Genomic DNA, 13,759 nt, shown 5'->3' on the forward strand with positions numbered 1-13,759 from the left:
GAAGTGAAACGCCGTAGCGCCGATGGTAGTGTGGGGTCTCCCCATGTGAGAGTAGGGAACTGCCAGGCATCAAACAAACAAAGAAACCTCATGCGCAAGCATGGGGTTTTTTTGTTGTCTGCGGTTTAAGGAAAAGCGGCCGGACGCCGCCCGGATCGGGCGATTCGTGCCGCTATCTCTGCTTATTCAGGCGCGAATGGCCCGCAGGACGCCCGCCATCAACGGCCAGGCATCAACTAAACAAAGAAACCTCATGCGCAGGCATGGGGTTTTTTGTTGTCTGCGGTTCAGGAAAAGCGGCCGGATGCCGCCCGGATCGGGCGCTGCGCACCGCGATCCCTGACCCTTCAGCCGCTAAAACGCCGAAAATCCCTCTCTCTTCCGCCCCTGCAGCGGTGAAACGTAGCGTCAAAATGCTGCTCTATCCCACCACATAGCACCCGCTTTTGCCGACTCGTGCGGCGCAGCGCTATATTCATGATGCTTCCTGCCGATTAATCGCTGTATTCTGTCCCGTGCGTGGTTGAAACTTTCTCACCTTCCGCTTGCAGACTCGACATTTTGCTTATTCCTGGTTATTGTTAGCTGTCTGGATGTCTAAACGTTTATACGTATGCTATGAGGTAATAAAGTTATGCCTATTCGGGTGCAGGACGAGCTACCGGCCGTCAATTTCTTGCGTAGTGAGAACGTCTTTGTGATGACCGCAACGCGCGCAACGACCCAGGAAATTCGCCCGCTGAAGGTGCTTATTCTCAACCTGATGCCGAAGAAAATCGAGACCGAAAACCAGTTCCTGCGGCTGCTATCAAACTCTCCGCTCCAGCTTGATATCCAGCTGCTGCGCATCGACGCGCGTGAATCTCGCAACACGCCAACCGAGCATCTGAACAACTTCTACTGCAATTTTGAGGACATCTGCGACCAGAACTTTGATGGCCTGATCGTCACCGGCGCGCCGCTGGGGCTGGTCGAATTCAACGACGTGGCCTACTGGCCGCAGATCAAGCAGGTGCTGGAGTGGGCAAAGGATCACGTCACTTCCACGCTTTTTGTCTGTTGGGCCGTACAGGCCGCGCTCAATATCCTTTATGGCATCCCCAAGCAAACCCGCACTGAAAAAATCTCCGGCGTCTTTGAACACCATATTTTGCATCCGCATGCGCTGCTGACCCGAGGTTTCGACGATACCTTCCTCGCGCCGCACTCGCGCTACGCCGATTTTCCGGCCGCACTGATCCGCGACTATACCGATTTAGAGATCCTGGCAGAAACCGAAGAGGGCGATGCCTATCTGTTTGCCAGCAAAGATAAGCGCATTGCCTTCGTCACCGGACATCCGGAATACGATGCCAATACCCTGGCGGGGGAGTTTTTCCGCGATGTGGAAGCGGGGCTCAGCCCGGAAGTACCGACCAATTATTTCCCGCATGATGACCCACAAAACACACCGCGGGCCAGCTGGAGAAGTCACGGAAACCTGCTGTTTGCCAACTGGCTGAACTACTATGTCTACCAAATCACGCCATACGATCTGCGGCATATGAATCCGACTCTGGATTAATCCTCCAGCCAACGCGATCCTAAAGCGTTTCAGCATTTTGCCTCTGGCACCTTCGGGTGCCTTTTTTGTTTCCGAAATTCAATTCATGTGCGAAATAAACTTTAATTTTAATGTTATCAATATGTTGAATTGATATTAAAATTAAAATGGAAATTGTTTTTGATTTTGGAAAAATAATGCGTAGTCTTAATTGTGTTGAGCGAAAACCAGACAACGATCTTTCACTCGCGCCAACTGGATCAACCAAGAGGAGCTGCACAATGACGCAACAGGCGACAATCACTGACGAACTGGCCTTCGGCCAGCCCTATGGCGAGCAGGAAAAGCAGGTCTTAACGCCCGAGGCGGTGGAGTTCCTGGCGGAACTGGTGAGCCGCTTTACGCCTGAGCGCAATAAACTGCTGGCGGCCCGTATCCAGCAGCAGCAGGATATCGACGACGGGAAGCTACCTGACTTCATTTCGGAAACGGCTTCCATTCGTAATAGTGACTGGACGATTCGCGGTATTCCGGCCGATTTACAGGATCGCCGGGTGGAGATCACCGGCCCCGTTGAACGCAAGATGGTGATTAACGCCCTGAATGCCAACGTGAAAGTATTTATGGCTGACTTTGAGGATTCGCTGGCGCCTGACTGGAACAAAGTTATCGACGGTCAGATTAACCTGCGTGATGCGGTCAACGGCACCATCAGCTATACCAACGAAGCGGGGAAAATCTACCAGCTGAAGCCCGATCCTGCGGTGCTGGTTTGTCGGGTGCGTGGCCTGCATCTGCCGGAAAAACACGTGACCTGGCGCGGGGAGTCGATTCCCGGCAGCCTGTTCGATTTCGCGCTCTACTTCTTCCATAACCACCAGGCCCTGCTGGCGAAAGGAAGCGGCCCCTATTTCTATCTGCCGAAGACCCAGGCCTGGCAGGAAGCGGCCTGGTGGAGCGAAGTCTTCAGCTACACCGAAGATCGCTTTGAACTGCCGCGCGGCACCATCAAGGCGACGCTGCTGATTGAAACGCTGCCGGCGGTGTTCCAGATGGATGAGATTCTCCACGCGCTGCGTGACCATATCGTTGGCCTGAACTGCGGACGTTGGGACTACATTTTCAGCTATATCAAAACGTTAAAAAACCATGCTGACCGTGTTTTACCCGATCGCCAGGTGGTGACGATGGACAAGCCGTTCCTCAACGCCTATTCACGCCTGCTGATTAAAACCTGCCACAAGCGCGGCGCGTTTGCGATGGGCGGCATGGCGGCCTTTATTCCCAGCAAAGACGCTGAACGCAACCGCCAGGTACTCGGCAAAGTTACCGCCGACAAAGAGCTGGAAGCTAAAAACGGCCATGATGGTACCTGGATTGCCCACCCGGGCCTTGCGGATACGGCGATGGAGGTTTTCAACCGCGTGCTGGGCGAAAGGACCAATCAGCTGGGCGTCAGCCGGGACCAGGATGCGCCGATTACCGCCGAACAGCTGCTGGCCCCCTGCGACGGGGAGCGTACCGAAGCCGGGATGCGCGCCAACATTCGCGTGGCGGTGCAGTACATCGAAGCCTGGATCTCCGGCAACGGCTGCGTACCGATTTATGGCCTGATGGAAGATGCGGCGACGGCCGAAATCTCGCGCACCTCTATCTGGCAATGGATCCACCATCAGAAGACGCTGAGCGACGGGACGCCGGTGACCAAAGCGCTGTTCCGCCAGTGGCTTGGCGAAGAGCTGATGGTTATTCAGGAGGAGCTGGGCGAGCACCGTTACAGCAGCGGCCGCTTTGACGATGCCGCGCGGCTGATGGAACAAATCACCACCTCAGACGAACTGATTGATTTCTTAACGTTGCCTGGCTACCGCCTGTTGGCGTAATTCACCCACTCGTGACCCTATGGAGCATCTGCACATGAAAACTCGTACCCAGCAAATCGAAGAATTAAACAAAGAGTGGACACAGCCGCGTTGGGAAGGCATCACCCGCCCGTATAGCGCAGAAGAAGTGGTGAAATTACGCGGTTCGGTCAACCCGGAATGTACCCTGGCGCAGCTTGGCGCGGCCAAAATGTGGCGGCTGCTGCACGGCGGCTCGAAAAAGGGCTATATCAACAGCCTTGGTGCGCTGACCGGCGGGCAGGCGCTGCAGCAGGCGAAGGCGGGGATCGAGGCGATTTATCTCTCCGGCTGGCAGGTCGCGGCGGATGCCAACCTGGCTTCCAGCATGTATCCGGATCAATCGCTGTACCCGGCGAACTCGGTGCCGGCGGTGGTCGATCGGATCAACAACACCTTCCGTCGCGCCGATCAGATCCAGTGGTCTACCGGTATTGAATCCGACGATCCGCGCTATACCGACTATTTCCTGCCGATCGTGGCGGATGCTGAAGCCGGCTTCGGCGGCGTGCTGAATGCGTTTGAGCTGATGAAATCGATGATTGAGGCCGGTGCAGCGGCGGTTCACTTTGAAGATCAGCTCGCATCGGTGAAAAAATGCGGCCATATGGGCGGCAAGGTGCTGGTTCCGACGCAGGAGGCTATCCAGAAACTGGTGGCCGCTCGCCTGGCGGCCGACGTCATGGGCGTACCGACGCTGGTCATCGCCCGTACTGACGCCGATGCTGCGGATCTGATCACCTCTGACTGCGATCCGTACGATCGTGAGTTTATTACTGGCGATCGCACCAATGAAGGTTTTTTCCGCACCCATGCCGGCATTGAGCAGGCGATTAGCCGCGGCCTGGCCTATGCGCCGTACGCTGACCTCGTGTGGTGCGAAACGTCTAAGCCGGATCTTGAGCAGGCTAAGCGCTTTGCGGATGCTATTCACGCCCGCTTCCCGGGCAAGCTGCTGGCCTACAACTGCTCGCCGTCGTTTAACTGGAAGAAAAACCTCGATGACGCGACCATCGCTCGCTTCCAGCAGGCGCTCTCCGACATGGGCTACAAATATCAGTTCATTACCCTGGCGGGTATCCACAGCATGTGGTTCAACATGTTCGACCTCGCCCGCTCCTATGCGCAGGGTGAAGGGATGAAGCACTACGTTGAGAAGGTGCAGCAGCCGGAGTTTGCCGCCGCAGCGGAGGGATACACCTTCGTTTCCCACCAGCAGGAGGTGGGCACTGGCTACTTCGATAAGGTGACCACCATTATCCAGGGCGGCGCTTCCTCAGTCACCGCGCTGACAGGTTCAACGGAAGAAGAGCAGTTCTGACTGTTTTCCCCCTCTCCCTGCCGGGGAGAGGGCTGGGTGAGGGGGAAGGTATGACGCGTGGCCTGGAACTACTGATTGCACAGACTATTTTGCAGGGCTTTGACGCCCAGTATGGCCGTTTTCTTGAAGTGACCTCGGGCGCGCAGCAGCGCTTTGAGCACGCCGACTGGCACGCGGTACAGCAGGCGATGAAGCAGCGTATTCACCTCTACGACCATCACGTCGGTCTGGTGGTTGAGCAGCTGCGCTGCATTACTGACGGCAAAAGTACCGACGCCGATTTTTTACTGCGGGTGAAAGAGCACTACACCCGTTTGCTACCGGACTACCCTCGCTTCGAAATTGCGGAGAGCTTCTTCAATTCCGTCTATTGCCGGTTGTTTGACCACCGCTCGCTGACTCCCGAGCGGCTTTTTATTTTCAGCTCGCAGCCGGAGCGCAGCTTCCGCTCAATTCCCCGTCCGCTGGCGAAAACGTTTTTCCCCGAGCGCGGCTGGGAAACGCTATTAAGCAAGGTACTCTCCGATCTCCCCCTGCGGCTGGCGTGGCAAAACAAGGCGCGGGATATCGGCTATATCACGGCCAGCCTGGTAGAGGCACTCGGCAGCGAGATGCTCTCCCGCTCTCATCTGCAAATAGCCAACGAACTCTTTTATCGCAATAAGGCGGCCTGGCTGGTAGGCAAACTGGTGACGCCGGTGGCAACGCTGCCCTTTTTGCTGCCCGTCCATCGCAGCGATGAAGGCGAGCTGTTTATTGATGCCTGTCTAACCACCCACGCAGAGGCGAGCATCGTCTTTGGCTTTGCGCGCTCCTATTTTATGGTTTACGCCCCGCTGCCCGGTGCGCTGGTCGAGTGGCTGCGCGAGATCCTGCCGGGGAAAACCACCGCCGAGCTGTACATGGCGATTGGCTGCCAGAAGCACGCAAAAACGGAAAGCTACCGTGAATACCTGCACTATATTGCTCGCAGCGACGAGCAGTTTATCGAGGCGCCCGGCATCCGCGGCATGGTGATGCTGGTCTTTACTCTGCCGGGCTTCGACCGGGTATTTAAGATCATCAAGGACCGCTTTGCGCCGCAAAAGGAGATGACCGCCGCCCACGTCCGCGCCTGCTATCAGCTGGTTAAAGAGCACGACCGCGTCGGGCGAATGGCCGATACCCAGGAGTTTGAAAACTTCGTGCTGGATAAGCGGCAAATCGCGCCGCAGCTGATGGCGCTGCTGCAGTCGGAAGCCGGAGCTAAAATTACCGACCTCGGGGATCGGATTGCCATCAGCCATCTCTATATCGAGCGGCGGATGGTGCCGCTGAATATCTGGCTGGAGCAGGTCGACGGTCAGGCGCTGCGCGATGCGGTCGAGGAGTATGGCAACGCCATTCGCCAGCTGGCCGCCGCCAATATTTTCCCCGGCGATATGCTGTTCAAAAACTTCGGCGTGACCCGACATGGCCGGGTGGTGTTCTACGATTACGATGAGATTTGCTACATGACGGAGGTTAATTTCCGCGAGATCCCGCCGCCGCGCTATCCGGAAGATGAGCTGGCGAGCGAGCCGTGGTACAGCGTGTCGCCGGGGGACGTTTTCCCGGAAGAGTTCCGCCACTGGCTCTGCGCGGACCCGCGTATCGGGCCGCTGCTCGAGGAGATGCACGCCGATCTGCTGCGGGCCGACTACTGGCGGGAGCTGCAGACGCGCATCCGCAACGGCCACGTGGAGGATGTCTACGCCTACCGCCGCCGCCAGCGTTTTTGCGTGCGTTACGGCGCGATGCAGCAGGCGGGCTAAGCGAAAAGCAGATACGAGCCGCGGAGTTGCGGTTCAGGACGATAGCGCATCGGCGACGTCGATCAGCGCGAACTCTTCGTAAACCAGCTCCATCTCCGGTGACCAGCTCCCTTCACGCTCGAAGAAGGCCCGGTGAGCCTGCTGCCAGTAGCCCAGGCTCAAATCGCCTTCACCCTCCAGCGCGGCAAGATCCGCGGTCATCTCATTAAAGCGAATAATTCTGAGCGCCAGGGTGCGGATGACGCACGCCGGCTCGCCCGCGCCGTTGAGCACGATGTGCAACGAGCCCGGAGTCACCGGCGGATTTTCCTGCCGATAGCTGGCAAGCGAGCCGCAGGTGCCGCGCTTTTTCCCGGCGATAACCAGCGCCACCAGCTCGTCGGCCAGCGCGGGGGAGTCGCCAAATGACCAGCAGAAGGCGCCGGGATAGCGCTGCTGCCAGAGGGCCTGCAGATCGCTCATCTTAGCGCACCCCACCGTAGGCCAGGGTCACCTCTTTGGCGGCCTTAATTGCCAGCGCGCCGAGCTCGGTGACGCGATCGTCGGTCATCCGCGAGATAGGCCCGGAGATGGAGATCGCGGCAAACGGCTCGCGGTGTTCGTCATAGATGCAGGACGCGACGCAGCGCAGGCCCAGGGCATGCTCTTCGTCGTCGAACGAATAGCCGCGCTTGCGCGTCTGGGCCAGGTCCTCTTTCAGATGCAGCGGCGATACCAGGGTGGCGTGGGTGTAGGCGTGCAGGCCTTTACGGTGCAGAAGGCCGGTGACCTGCTCTTCGCTTAGCTGCGACAGGAAGGCTTTACCCGCTCCGGAGGCGTGCATCGGCAGCTTGCCGCCAATCGGCGCCGACATGCGCATCAGCTGCGTACACTGCACCTGGTCGATAATAATCGCCTGGTGGTCGCCCTGATCCAGCACCGCCAGGTTGACCGTTTCGCCGGAGTCCTCCATCAGCTGGCGCAGAATGGGGTGCACGATGGCCAGCAGGTTACGGCTTTGCAGAAAGCTGCTGCCGACCACAAAGGCGTGGGCGCCGACGGACCAGTGCCCGAGATCGCCCACCTGGCGCACGAAGCCCAGCTGCTGCATGGTTGTCAGCAGGCGGTGGGTTGTCGAGTTCGGCAGGCCGGCCTGCTGCGCCAGCTCGGTTAACGCGACGCTGCCGTGCGATTCAGAAATCCATTCAAGTAATTTCAGCCCACGGGTAAGCGACTGAACTTGCCCGCTGGCCTGAGGGGCGGCGGGAGTCGCGGGTTTTCTGCCGCGCTTTGCGGGAACGGGAGTGGCCATCGCAGATTCCTTTTTTCTGTATCGTGGAAATAGTTTTCGTTTTATTTGCCCATTTTGCAATCACAACCCGACTGATCGGATGAGTGAAGCTGAACATGTCTCATATTGCCCGCCGCTCTCTTTCCCGCCCCTGTGGTTTATGCCAGTATGGACGGACACTTCATCCTTCAAACTGCTTCTGCGTTGGTTGCTCTGACTCATCCCCGGTTACCTGCTTGTCTAAGCGCCTGGGGCTGGCTTGCCGCCCTGACCCAGCTTGAATGATTTGGTGTATTTCTGGGGTCTGGTTGAGCGTTGTCGGGAGCGAGTGTGAGCAGCAAAGTTGAGCAACTGCATCAGCAGTTAAAAAAACGTATTTTGGTTCTGGATGGGGGCATGGGCACCATGATCCAGGGCTATCGTCTGAGTGAAGAAGAGTTCCGCGGCGCGCGCTTTGCCGACTGGCCTTGCGACCTGAAAGGCAATAACGACCTGCTGGTGCTCAGCAAGCCGGACGTGATCCGCGCCATTCACGACGCCTATTTCGAGGCCGGCGCGGACATCATTGAGACCAACACCTTTAACTCGACGACTATCGCGATGGCGGATTACCAGATGGAATCCCTGTCGGCGGAAATCAACTTTGTCGCGGCACAGCTGGCGCGCGCCAGCGCCGACGAGTGGACCGCCCGCACGCCGGAAAAGCCGCGCTACGTCGCGGGGGTCCTCGGGCCGACTAACCGCACCGCCTCCATCTCTCCTGACGTCAACGACCCGGCCTACCGCAACATCACCTTCGACGGGCTGGTGGAAGCCTACCGTGAGTCAACGAAGGCGCTGGTGGAAGGGGGCGTCGACCTGATTATGATTGAGACGGTATTCGACACCCTGAACGCCAAAGCGGCAATCTTTGCGGTCAAAGAGGAGCTTGAGGCGCTGGGCGTCGATCTGCCGATCATGATTTCCGGCACCATCACCGATGCCTCCGGCCGTACGCTCTCCGGGCAGACCACCGAAGCCTTTTACAACTCGCTGCGCCACGCCGATGCGCTCACCTTCGGCCTCAACTGCGCGCTGGGCCCGGACGAGCTGCGCCAGTACGTGCAGGAGCTCTCGCGCATCGCCGAATGCTACGTCACCGCGCACCCCAATGCGGGCCTGCCGAACGCCTTTGGTGAATACGATCTGGATGCCGATACCATGGCCACGCAAATTCGCGAATGGGCTGAATCCGGGTTCCTGAATATCGTCGGCGGCTGCTGTGGCACCACGCCGGAGCATATCGCGGCCATGTCGCGCGCCGTTGCCGGTCTTGCGCCGCGCGCGCTGCCGGAAATCCCGGTGGCCTGCCGCCTTGCCGGCCTCGAGCCGCTGAATATCGGCGACGACAGCCTGTTTGTTAACGTCGGCGAACGGACCAACGTAACCGGCTCTGCGAAGTTCAAGCGGCTGATTAAAGAAGAAAAATATAATGAAGCGCTGGATGTTGCCCGCCAGCAGGTCGAGAGCGGCGCGCAGATTATCGATATCAACATGGATGAGGGGATGCTCGACGCAGAAGCGGCGATGGTGCGTTTCCTCAACCTGATTGCCGGTGAGCCCGATATTGCCCGCGTGCCGATCATGATCGACTCCTCAAAGTGGGAAGTCATCGAAAAAGGCCTGAAGTGCATTCAGGGCAAAGGCATCGTCAACTCTATCTCGATGAAAGAGGGGATCGAGCCGTTTATCCATCACGCTAAAAAAGTGCGCCGCTACGGTGCCGCCGTGGTGGTGATGGCCTTCGACGAGCAGGGCCAGGCCGATACGCGCGCGCGCAAAATCGAGATTTGCCGCCGGGCGTACAAAATTCTGACCGAAGAGGTGGGCTTCCCGCCGGAAGATATTATCTTCGACCCCAATATCTTCGCGGTGGCGACCGGCATTGAAGAGCACAACAACTATGCGCAGGACTTTATCGGCGCCTGTGAAGATATCAAACGCGAGCTGCCGCATGCGCTGATTTCCGGCGGCGTCTCCAACGTCTCGTTCTCCTTCCGCGGCAACGATCCGGTCCGCGAGGCGATTCACGCCGTCTTCCTGTACTACGCCATTCGTAACGGCATGGACATGGGGATTGTGAACGCCGGGCAGCTGGCGATCTATGACGACCTGCCCGCCGAGCTGCGCGATGCCGTCGAAGACGTGATCCTCAACCGTCACGCCGAGGGCACCGATCGCCTGCTGGAGCTGGCGGAAAAATATCGCGGCAGCAAAACGGACGACTCCGCCAACGCCCAGCAGGCGGAATGGCGCAGCTGGGACGTTAAAAAGCGTCTTGAATACTCGCTGGTGAAAGGGATCACCGAATTTATCGAGCTGGACACCGAAGAGGCGCGTCAGCAGTCGACCCGCCCCATCGAGGTGATTGAAGGCCCGCTGATGGACGGCATGAACGTGGTGGGCGACCTGTTCGGCGAGGGCAAAATGTTCCTCCCGCAGGTGGTGAAATCGGCCCGCGTGATGAAGCAGGCGGTGGCCTACCTCGAGCCCTATATTGAGGCCAGTAAAGAGAAGGGTTCCAGCAACGGCAAGATGGTGATCGCCACCGTCAAAGGCGACGTGCACGACATCGGTAAAAACATCGTCGGCGTGGTGCTGCAGTGTAATAACTACGAAATCATCGATCTTGGCGTGATGGTTCCGGCAGAAAAAATCCTCCGAACCGCGCGCGAGGTCAACGCCGACCTGATTGGCCTCTCCGGGCTGATTACCCCGTCGCTGGATGAAATGGTCAACGTCGCAAAAGAGATGGAGCGCCAGGGCTTTACCCTGCCGCTGCTGATTGGCGGCGCGACCACCTCCAAAGCGCATACGGCGGTAAAAATAGAGCAGAACTACAGCGGCCCGACGGTCTACGTGCAGAACGCCTCGCGTACGGTTGGCGTCGTGGCGGCGCTGCTTTCCGATACCCAGCGCGATGACTTCGTTGCCCGCACGCGTAAAGAGTACGAAACCGTGCGTATCCAGCATGCGCGCAAGAAGCCACGCACTCCGCCGGTCACCCTGGAGGCCGCCCGGGATAACGACCTGGCGTTTGACTGGGAGAGCTATACGCCGCCGGTGGCCCATCGCCTCGGCGTGCAGGAGGTCGAAGCCAGCATCGAAACGCTGCGTAACTATATCGACTGGACGCCGTTCTTTATGACCTGGTCGCTGGCCGGGAAATACCCGCGCATCCTCGAGGACGAAGTGGTGGGCGAAGAGGCGCAGCGGCTGTTTAAAGATGCCAACGACCTGCTGGATAAGCTGAGCGCCGAGAAGTCGCTGAACCCGCGCGGGGTGGTGGGATTATTCCCGGCTAACCGCGTTGGCGACGACATCGAAATCTACCGTGACGAGACGCGCACCCATGTTCTGACCGTCAGCCATCACCTGCGCCAGCAGACCGAGAAGGTCGGATTTGCCAACTACTGCCTCGCCGATTTTGTCGCGCCGAAGCTGAGCGGCAAGGCCGACTATCTTGGCGCGTTCGCGGTAACCGGCGGGCTGGAGGAGGACGCGCTGGCCGAGGCCTTTGACGCTCAGCACGATGATTACAATAAAATCATGGTCAAAGCGATCGCCGACCGTCTGGCCGAAGCGTTTGCGGAATATCTGCACGAGCGGGTGCGTAAGGTTTACTGGGGCTATGCCGCGAACGAGAACCTGAGCAACGAGGAGCTGATCCGCGAGAACTATCAGGGGATTCGTCCGGCACCGGGCTATCCGGCCTGCCCGGAGCATACCGAAAAAGCCGTGATCTGGGAGCTGCTGGACGTGGAGGCGCATACCGGCATGAAGCTGACCGAATCGTTCGCCATGTGGCCGGGCGCCTCGGTCTCCGGCTGGTACTTCAGCCATCCGGACAGCAAGTACTACGCGGTGGCGCAGATCCAGCGCGATCAGGTTGAGGATTACGCGCTGCGCAAAGGAATGACCCCTGGCGAAGTTGAGCGCTGGCTGGCACCGAACCTGGGCTACGACGCGGACTAGCCTGCGGCCTGTCGCAAATCGGTTATCTTCACTTACAACTTAGCGGGCGCCCAAAAGGCGCCCTGTCTCTTTATTGCGGCTAAACCCTTATACTGGAGTATTGATTCAGGGCAATCTGCACTGACCGGGATTGCTCTGGGCGATGTAGCCCGGCTAAGCGTAGCGCCGCCGGGGGAATTCCCGACGGGGCTATCCGCATTTATCCGTCGGGTAATAAGGAGAACAAGAATCCGTGTTAACTCTGCTGCACCTGCTTTCTGCCGTTGCCCTGCTGGTTTGGGGCACCCATATCGTTCGTACCGGCGTGATGCGCGTCTATGGCGCACGCCTGCGTTCCGTTCTCAGCAGTAGCGTCGAGAAAAAACCGCTCGCCTTCTGCGCCGGTATTGGCGTTACGGCTCTGGTCCAGAGCAGCAACGCTACCACCATGCTGGTTACCTCGTTTGTCGCCCAGGACCTGGTCGCGCTGGCCCCGGCGCTGGTGATTGTGCTGGGCGCCGACGTGGGGACCGCGCTGATGGCGAGGGTGCTGACCTTCGACCTCTCCTGGCTCTCGCCGCTGCTGATATTTATCGGGGTGATTTTCTTCCTTGGCCGCAAGCAGACTCGCGCGGGCCAGCTGGGGCGGGTCGGTATCGGGCTGGGGCTGATTTTACTGGCGCTGGAGCTGATCGTGCAGGCGGTGCACCCCATCACCCAGGCCAACGGCGTGCAGGTGATATTCGCCTCGCTGACCGGCGATATCATGCTGGATGCGCTGATTGGCGCCATGTTCGCGATAGTGAGCTACTCCAGCCTCGCGGCGGTGCTGCTAACCGCCACGCTCACCTCCACCGGCGTGATTTCGTTCCCGGTCGCGCTGTGCCTGGTTATCGGCGCGAACCTCGGCTCCGGGATCCTGGCGATGATCAACAACAGCGCCGCCAACGCCGCCGCGCGCCGCGTCGCGCTGGGCAGCCTGCTGTTTAAGCTGGTGGGCAGCCTGATTATTCTGCCGTTTGTCCACCTGCTGGCGGATGCGATGCACAAGCTGCCTTTGCCGGAAGCGGAGCTGGTGATTTACTTCCACGTCTTCTACAACCTGATCCGCTGCGTGGCGATGGTGCCGTTCGCCGAGCCGATGGCCCGGCTCTGCAGGCGTCTGATTCAGGAAGAGCCTGAGCAGGACCTGCACCTGAAACCGAAGCATCTGGATACCTCGGCGCTGGATACGCCGGCCCTGGCGCTGGCCAACGCCGCTCGCGAGACGCTGCGCATTGGCGACGCCATGGAGCAGATGCTGGACGGCCTGCGCAAGGTGATGCACGGCGAGCCGCGGGAGGAGAAGGGGCTGCGCAGAATGGCGGACGATATCAACGTGCTTTATACCGCCATCAAGCTCTATCTGGCGCGGATGCCGAAAGATGAGCTCGCCGAAGAGGAGTCTCGCCGCTGGGCGGAGATTATCGAAATGGCGCTCAACCTCGAGCAGGCTTCCGATATCGTCGAGAGAATGGGCAGCGAAATTGCCGATAAATCGCTGGCCGCGCGGCGGGCCTTCTCCGTTGAAGGGTTGAAGGAGCTCGACGGCCTGTACGATCAGCTGCTGAGCAACCTCCAGCTGGCGATGTCGGTCTTCTTCTCCGGCGACGTCCCGAGCGCCCGGCGCCTGCGCCGCAACAAGCACCGTTTCCGCATCATGAACCGCCGCTACGCGCACGCGCACGTCGATCGCCTGCACCAGCAGAACGTGCAGAGCATTGAAACCAGCTCCCTGCATCTGGGGCTGCTGGGCGATATGAAGCGTCTCAACTCGCTATTCTGTTCGGTCGCCTACAGCGTGATGGAGCAGCCGGACGAAGATGACGAGCGGGATGATTATTAAGCGCTAAGGCCGCTGCCGGCCGCAGCGCCTCGGGGAAAACCCGCAGGCGCTGC

At 59.2% G+C, this 13,759-nt stretch carries 8 protein-coding genes; 6 read left to right on the top strand and 2 right to left on the bottom strand.

What is annotated here, in order from left to right:
* Window positions 1–634 precede the first annotated feature (634 nt).
* The 4 genes from metA (at window position 635) to aceK (ending at window position 6,558) form a co-directional block, all read left to right on the top strand.
* The gene (metA, locus tag M2416_RS13350) at window positions 635–1,564 is read left to right on the top strand and encodes a homoserine O-acetyltransferase MetA (protein WP_041143560.1); all 930 of its coding nucleotides are present in this window, start codon (window positions 635–637) and stop codon (window positions 1,562–1,564) included.
* Window positions 1,565–1,824: 260 nt separating this feature from the next.
* Window positions 1,825–3,426 (top strand): malate synthase A, encoded by a 1,602-nt coding sequence (gene aceB, locus M2416_RS13355; RefSeq protein ID WP_259224583.1) that lies wholly within the window; start codon window positions 1,825–1,827, stop codon window positions 3,424–3,426.
* A 34-nt stretch (window positions 3,427–3,460) separates the two neighbouring features.
* Window positions 3,461–4,765, top strand: a complete 1,305-nt coding sequence (gene aceA / locus M2416_RS13360; protein ID WP_041143562.1) for an isocitrate lyase — start codon at window positions 3,461–3,463, stop codon at window positions 4,763–4,765.
* A 50-nt stretch (window positions 4,766–4,815) separates the two neighbouring features.
* Window positions 4,816–6,558, top strand: coding sequence for a bifunctional isocitrate dehydrogenase kinase/phosphatase (gene aceK / locus M2416_RS13365; RefSeq protein ID WP_041143563.1), 1,743 nt, complete (start codon window positions 4,816–4,818; stop codon window positions 6,556–6,558).
* A 33-nt stretch (window positions 6,559–6,591) separates the two neighbouring features.
* Here aceK and M2416_RS13370 read toward each other — a convergent pair whose 3' ends face one another.
* Complete coding sequence (locus M2416_RS13370; protein ID WP_076947883.1) at window positions 6,592–7,020, bottom strand: ASCH domain-containing protein; 429 nt, start codon at window positions 7,018–7,020, stop codon at window positions 6,592–6,594.
* 1 nt (window position 7,021) lies between these two features.
* Window positions 7,022–7,849: a glyoxylate bypass operon transcriptional repressor IclR gene (gene iclR / locus M2416_RS13375; protein ID WP_041143565.1), complete on the bottom strand. Its 828-nt coding sequence runs from the start codon at window positions 7,847–7,849 to the stop codon at window positions 7,022–7,024.
* A gap of 309 nt (window positions 7,850–8,158) precedes the next feature.
* Here iclR and metH point away from each other — a divergent pair, with 309 nt between their 5' ends.
* Together metH and M2416_RS13385 are read left to right on the top strand one after the other, a co-directional pair.
* Entirely contained in the window at window positions 8,159–11,842 is a 3,684-nt protein-coding gene (gene metH, locus M2416_RS13380; protein WP_259224648.1) for a methionine synthase, read from the top strand.
* 232 nt (window positions 11,843–12,074) lie between these two features.
* Window positions 12,075–13,706 (top strand): Na/Pi cotransporter family protein, encoded by a 1,632-nt coding sequence (locus tag M2416_RS13385; RefSeq protein WP_041143567.1) that lies wholly within the window; start codon window positions 12,075–12,077, stop codon window positions 13,704–13,706.
* Window positions 13,707–13,759: the final 53 nt, after the last annotated feature.

The sequence above is a fragment of the Klebsiella sp. BIGb0132 genome, from assembly GCF_024810075.1.
Classification (GTDB): Bacteria; Pseudomonadota; Gammaproteobacteria; order Enterobacterales; family Enterobacteriaceae; genus Klebsiella; species Klebsiella terrigena.